We start from the raw sequence: 5,602 nt of genomic DNA on the forward strand, positions 1-5,602 counted from the left end.
TCCTTGACCTGGGCGGCCTTACCCTTGCGGTCGCGGAGGTAGTAGAGCTTCGCGCGGCGCACCCTTCCCTTCTTTTTGATCTCGATCTGTTCAACCCGGGGAGAGTGAATGGGGAAAATGCGCTCCACGCCGATGCCGTAGGAAATCTTCCGGACGCGGAACGTCTCCCGGAGCCCGCCGCCACTGCGGCCCATCACGATTCCCTCGAACACCTGGATTCTCTCCTTGTCGCCTTCGACAATCTTGACGTGAACGCGAACCGTATCCCCGGCCTCAACATCCGGGATGTCCTTCCGCATTCCCTCGCGCTCAATCCGATCGATGACATTCATTCCGTCAACTCCCTTACGATTCACCGCGCGCCGCCTTCGGGCGCACCCAGTAGCCGATCGAGCACAATCGCCGCCGCCGACCGGACCGACAAATGATTAAAACCCGTTTCGATCTCTCCCCGGATGGGCGCCAGCCAATGATCCGCCCGCCCGGCGATCTCCGGGGCCAAGCCCCAGCTGGTTCCGAACAAAATCAGGACCGGCGCCGCCCCGCCGAGGAGGGTACGCCGGAAATCCGCATATCCGAGCGCCCCCTCGCGCTCCCGGGCCGAGGTACCCACCAAAAGGGGGCGCACCCCCTCGCGCCGCTCGATGGCTTCGAGGACATGGCCGATGTCCGGCACAACCTCAACCATTTCAAGGGCTTCTGCCCGGTTCGGATGAATCTCCAAGCGGTCCTCGCCCAGAAAATGGTCCAGCACCCTTTGGGCGAAGCGCCTTTGAGGCGCCGACGGGTGTACCACAAACAGACCGCCAACACCATAGGTGCGGCCCGCCCGCGCCAGATCGTGCAGATCGAGCCCCGTCATCGAGGAGGTGACGACCCGCCCCGCCCGATCCAGCACAGGATGATGGAGAAGCCCGATGTAGACCCGGCCCAAGGCGCCCCTACCTCATCGAGCGAAGATGTCGTTTTTCTTCCTCGGTCAGCTCCGCCCGCTCGAGGAGGTCCTGGCGCCGCACAAGAGTGCGCTCGAGGGCCTTCCGGCGGCGCCACTTCCGAATCTCCTCATGATTCCCCGAGAGGAGAACCTCCGGCACGCCCATCCCCTCGAACTCGGGCGGCCGCGTGTAGTGCGGATGATCGAGCAGCCCCGTCGTGAAGCTGTCCTCGGCCGCCGAATCCGCGCTCCCCAGAACTCCCGGCACCAGCCGGCACACCGCGTCGGCCAGCACCATGGCGGGAAGCTCCCCACCGGTCAGGACGTAATCGCCGATCGAGATCTCCTCGTCCACGTATTTCTCGCAGACCCGCTCATCCACCCCCTCGTAGCGGCCGCAGATGAGCAGAAGCCAAGGCCGCGCGGCGAGCGCCTCGACTCCCCGCTGATCGAGCCGCTTGCCCTGCGGCGAGAGAAGCACCCGCCAGGGCTTCGCGCCGCCGCCCTCTTCGGCCGAGATCGCCGCAACGGCCCGGGCGATGGGCTCGGGCTTCATCACCATGCCGGCGCCGCCGCCATAGGGGGCGTCGTCCGTCTGGCGGTAGCTGCCCTCGGCGAAATCCCGCAGGTTCCAGACGCGCCACCGGATGCGCCCACCGGCGATGGCCCGGCCGATCACCCCCGCCTCGAAAACGCCCTCAATGATCCGGGGAAGAACCGTCAGGAGGTCAATTCGCATTCTCTTCCCCCGCCTTGTCCTCCGCGTCCAACACCTCGGGGAGCCGGACCACCCACCGATCCGCCTCCTGCCCGATGAACACCTCCCGGAGGGCGGGAATCAATATCTCCTCCCCCTCCGGGGAGCGGAGCACGAGAACATCGTTCCCCCTGGTCCCGAACATGTCCTCGACCCGGCCGATGAGATTCCCGGCCTCGTCAACGACATCGCGGCCCTCGAAATCCTCCCAGAAGTAGACCCCCTCCTCGGGGCCCGGAAGGGCCGCGCGCTCGGCCGTAAACACCGCCCCGCGCAGCCGTTCGGCCTCCTCGACGCTGTCCACGCCGGCGAACTTCCAGATGATGGCGCCTTTTCCGGCCTGATGGACACTTTCGATTGCGAAGCGGCGCTCCGGATCGCTCAGCAGGAAAACCTCGCGAAGGGATTCGTAGTCCTTGAAACGCTCCATCCACGGCTTAACGCGGATGGCGCCCCGCCCCCCCTGCGGCCGGGAGGCTTCGCCCACCGCCACGCGATCCGGCACAGGGGCGCCCGCCCTATCCGCCTTCGATGCCGACTTTGGCGAACAGGCTCCGGACCGTGTAGGAGGGCTTGGCGCCCTTGCCCATCCACTCTTTCGCCTTCTCTGCGTCGATCTCAATCAGGGCCGGATCCTGGGAAGGATCATAGCGCCCGATCTGGTCGATAAAGCGCCCGTCGCGGGGCATCCGTTCGTCCTGGACGACGACACGGTAGCGGGCGGCCTTTTTCATGCCGCCCCGAGCCAGTCGGATTTTCACAGCCAAAACACACTCTCCTCATTGATGAAGCATTTGACGAATCTTGCGCATTTGATCCCGCTTCCCGCCCTTGGAGAAACCGCGCATCAGCTTTTGCATCTGGGTGAACTGCTTCAGGAGGCGATTCACGTCCTGCACCTGGGTTCCACTTCCCGCCGCGATGCGGCGTCTGCGGCTTCCCTTGATGATCGCCGGCCGCCGCCGCTCTTTCAGGGTCATCGAATCGATGATGGCCACCGTCTGGCTCAGCCCCTTCTCGTCCACCTCCGCCCCCTTGAGCTTCGCGCCCAGCCCGGGAATCATGGCCAGGATATCGCTCATCGGACCCATCTTCCGCATTTGCAGAATCTGATCGCGGAAGGTATCGAGCGTCAGTTCGCCGCGGGCGATCTCCTTCGCCGCCGCCTCGGCGGCCTCGGGCGCCATCGCCGCTTCGGCCTTCTCGATGAGGGAGAGAACATCTCCCATGCCGAGAATCCGCGAGGCCATCCGCTCGGGGTGAAACTCCTCGAGCGCCTCGAGCTTCTCCCCCACCCCGACCAACTTGAGGGGAAGGCCCGTCGTCTCCCGGAGTGAAAGGGCGCCGCCGCCCCGCGCGTCGCCGTCCACCTTGGTGAGGATCACCCCGCTCAGGCCGACCGCCTCCGAGAAGCGCTGGCCCAGATTTACGGCGTCCTGCCCCGTCATGGCGTCGGCCACGAGCAGCGTCTCATGCGGCCGGGCCGCCTCTTTCATGCGCCGAAGCTCGTCCATCAGCGCATCGTCGGCGTGCATCCGGCCCGCGGTGTCCACGATGCAGTAGTCGTAGTGCTCGCGGCGGGCCCGTTCGATCGCCTCCCCGACGATCGCGACCGGATCGGACTTTCCCTCCGAATCGAAGGCATCCACCCCCGCCTGCTCGGCCAGGCGCTTCAACTGGGCGATGGCCGCCGGGCGGGCCACATCCGCCGGAACGAGGAGGACGCGGACTCCCTTTTTCCGGAGGCGAAGGGCAAGCTTTCCCGCGGTTGTCGTCTTCCCTGAGCCCTGGAGGCCCACCAGCATCCAGATCGTCGGTCCCTGGGCCGCCCGCTCAAGCGGGGCGGCCTTCCCCCCCATGAGGGCGGTAAGCTCTTCCTGGACTACCTTCACCACTTGCTGGGAGGGGTCGAGATGGGCCGCCCGGGGGGCGTCCATCAGCTTCTCGTGGACCTGGCCGATGAATTTCTTGGCGACGCGGAAATGGACATCCGCCTCGAGCAGGGCGAAACGAATCTCCCGCAACGCGGCGTCCACTTCCTTTTCGCCGAGGGCACCTTTCCCGCGAAGATCCTGAAAAATCCGGCCCAGGCGATCCTTCAAGCCATCGAACATATCCTGCCCCGTTTCCAAAACAAACAGGGGGCGATGCACCCCCCTCAAAAAAAGCCAAGACATTGTTTTATATGGACATTTTCGAAGTTCGTCAACCGGCCGGCTCAGCCGCGGATCTGCCGGATGGCCTCCGCGTAGTCGGCTGCCCCGTAAACGCCTGATCCCGAAACGAGAACCTCGGCCCCGGCCGCGCGAATTTCGCCCGCGTTCGCGGGGGTGACGCCGCCATCCACCTCGATGAGGACCCCCCGGTTCTGCGCCTCGATCTTCCGCCGGACCTCCTTGAGGCGCCCCAGTGAGGCGGGGATGAACTTCTGCCCGGCGAAGCCCGGATTCACGCTCATCACGAGCACCATGTCCACCTCGCCCAGGACCGGATCGATGGCCGGGAGCGGGGTACCGGGGTTCACCGCGATCCCGGCCTTGGCGCCCAGCGCGCGGATCGACTGCACCGTCCGGTGGATGTGCCGCGGCGCCTCGATGTGGACCGTCACGATGTCGGCGCCGGCCGCGACGAAGGCCTCCAGATACCGATCCGGATCGGCAATCATCAAGTGGACATCCATCACCAGATTGGGCGCCGCGCGGCGCGCCGCCTCCACCCCGAGCGGACCCACCGAGATGTTCGGCACGAAGTGCCCGTCCATCACGTCGAAGTGGAGCCAATCGGCGCCGGCGCGCTCGATGGCGGCGATCTCCTCGCCCATCTTCGTGAAATCGCAGGCCAGCAGCGAGGGCGCCACCCGGATCCTGCCCGGCGTCATGTCCGGCGTCGGCATCTTTCAGAACTCCTTGTCCTCTAGTGGGCCTGCTCTTCGACCAGTTGGCCGTCCAGATAGATCCGCGCCCAGGTCCGCTTCCCTTTCACGGGGATGAAAAAGTGTATCTCCTCGCCCGCCCGCACCTTCCGGGAGAGGGCCTCGCGCTTCGCGCCGTTGCTCTCGAGTTCGATGCGAAGTTGCCGCTCGGGGCGGCCGGCGGGAACCCGGTAGCGGAGCACCGCGAAATTCCCCGACAGCTGATCGGCCCCCCGCGCCACTTCCACCGAGACGCGGTGGCCCGCCAGCACGCGCTGGCCCGGCAGCGGCACCTGGGCGACGATGGTGCCGCGCAGCGCGCCTTGCCGGTCCACATAACGGACGCGGCCCACGGACAAGCCCACCTGGCGGACCCGATCGAGAGCGCTGTTCACCGGCTCGCCGATGAGGGAGGGCATGGCGTACACCCGCTCGCGGGGGCCCTGGCTCACGAGAAGGGCGACCGACTCTCCCCGCGGGATTTTCTCCCGCGACAGCGGCCAGGAACCGATCACCTGCTCGATGGGCCGCTTCGGATCAAAAAGGCGTCCGATGACCCCGACCCGCAAGCCGCTCAACCGGATGAGGGTTTCGGCGCGGTTCAGGTTCTCGCCGAGCACGTTGGGCACCAAGACATCGCGCGAGCCTCTGCTCAGGACGAGCGACACCGTCCGGCCTTCGCGGATCCGCCGGCCGCCGGCCGGGAGTTGATCCACCACATAGTTCGGCGGAACGTCATCGCTGAATTCCCACCGCAACACCTGCAGGGGAATCCCCCGCTCGCCGAGCAACTCCAGGGCGCGAACGGCGTCGAGACCCTTCACCTGGGGAAGAAAAACTCCCTGCGTCCCCCGGAACAGATAAAGAGCCGTCACCCCGCTGGCACCGCCGAGGAGCACCAGAAAGGCGATGAACAGGATTCCCTTGAAGAGCGCGCGTATCATCGCGTTCCTCCTTCCCGCTTCCACGCGGCGGCAAAAAAACCATCGAGCCCAAAACT

Annotated in this window: 8 protein-coding genes; all 8 read right to left on the reverse strand. The window is 66.0% G+C overall.

What is annotated here, in order from left to right; translation table 11 throughout:
* On the reverse strand, nt 1–332 hold a 332-nt coding region (gene rplS / locus O2807_11245; protein MDA1001073.1), incomplete at its 3' end, for a 50S ribosomal protein L19.
* Nucleotides 333–352: 20 nt separating this feature from the next.
* Nucleotides 353–934 carry an RNA methyltransferase gene (locus tag O2807_11250; GenBank protein MDA1001074.1) on the reverse strand — a complete coding sequence of 194 codons (582 nt, stop codon included), beginning with the start codon at nt 932–934 and terminating at the stop codon, nt 353–355.
* Between the two features lie 7 nt (nt 935–941).
* Nucleotides 942–1,673 carry a tRNA (guanosine(37)-N1)-methyltransferase TrmD gene (gene trmD / locus O2807_11255; protein MDA1001075.1) on the reverse strand — a complete coding sequence of 244 codons (732 nt, stop codon included), beginning with the start codon at nt 1,671–1,673 and terminating at the stop codon, nt 942–944.
* The gene (gene rimM, locus O2807_11260) at nt 1,663–2,196 is read right to left on the reverse strand and encodes a ribosome maturation factor RimM (protein ID MDA1001076.1); all 534 of its coding nucleotides are present in this window, start codon (nt 2,194–2,196) and stop codon (nt 1,663–1,665) included. The genes trmD and rimM overlap by 11 nt, the downstream gene beginning before the upstream one ends.
* A gap of 13 nt (nt 2,197–2,209) precedes the next feature.
* Nucleotides 2,210–2,458: a 30S ribosomal protein S16 gene (rpsP, locus tag O2807_11265; GenBank protein ID MDA1001077.1), complete on the reverse strand. Its 249-nt coding sequence runs from the start codon at nt 2,456–2,458 to the stop codon at nt 2,210–2,212.
* A 12-nt stretch (nt 2,459–2,470) separates the two neighbouring features.
* Complete coding sequence (ffh, locus tag O2807_11270) at nt 2,471–3,805, reverse strand: signal recognition particle protein (protein MDA1001078.1); 1,335 nt, start codon at nt 3,803–3,805, stop codon at nt 2,471–2,473.
* A 104-nt stretch (nt 3,806–3,909) separates the two neighbouring features.
* Nucleotides 3,910–4,584, reverse strand: coding sequence for a ribulose-phosphate 3-epimerase (gene rpe, locus O2807_11275; GenBank protein ID MDA1001079.1), 675 nt, complete (start codon nt 4,582–4,584; stop codon nt 3,910–3,912).
* Nucleotides 4,585–4,604: 20 nt separating this feature from the next.
* Nucleotides 4,605–5,546 carry a PASTA domain-containing protein gene (locus tag O2807_11280; protein MDA1001080.1) on the reverse strand — a complete coding sequence of 314 codons (942 nt, stop codon included), beginning with the start codon at nt 5,544–5,546 and terminating at the stop codon, nt 4,605–4,607.
* Between the last annotated feature and the right edge of the window lie 56 nt (nt 5,547–5,602).

It is taken from the genome of bacterium, assembly GCA_027622355.1.
Classification (GTDB): domain Bacteria; phylum UBA8248; class UBA8248; order UBA8248; family UBA8248; genus JAQBZT01.

Coding starts and splice junctions, on each gene's coding strand:
- ffh (MDA1001078.1), bottom strand. CDS start 3,805: ATGTTCGATGGCTTGAAGGATCGCCTGGGCCGGATTTTTCAGGATCTT.
- trmD (MDA1001075.1), bottom strand. CDS start 1,673: ATGCGAATTGACCTCCTGACGGTTCTTCCCCGGATCATTGAGGGCGTT.
- O2807_11280 (MDA1001080.1), bottom strand. CDS start 5,546: ATGATACGCGCGCTCTTCAAGGGAATCCTGTTCATCGCCTTTCTGGTG.
- rpe (MDA1001079.1), bottom strand. CDS start 4,584: ATGCCGACGCCGGACATGACGCCGGGCAGGATCCGGGTGGCGCCCTCG.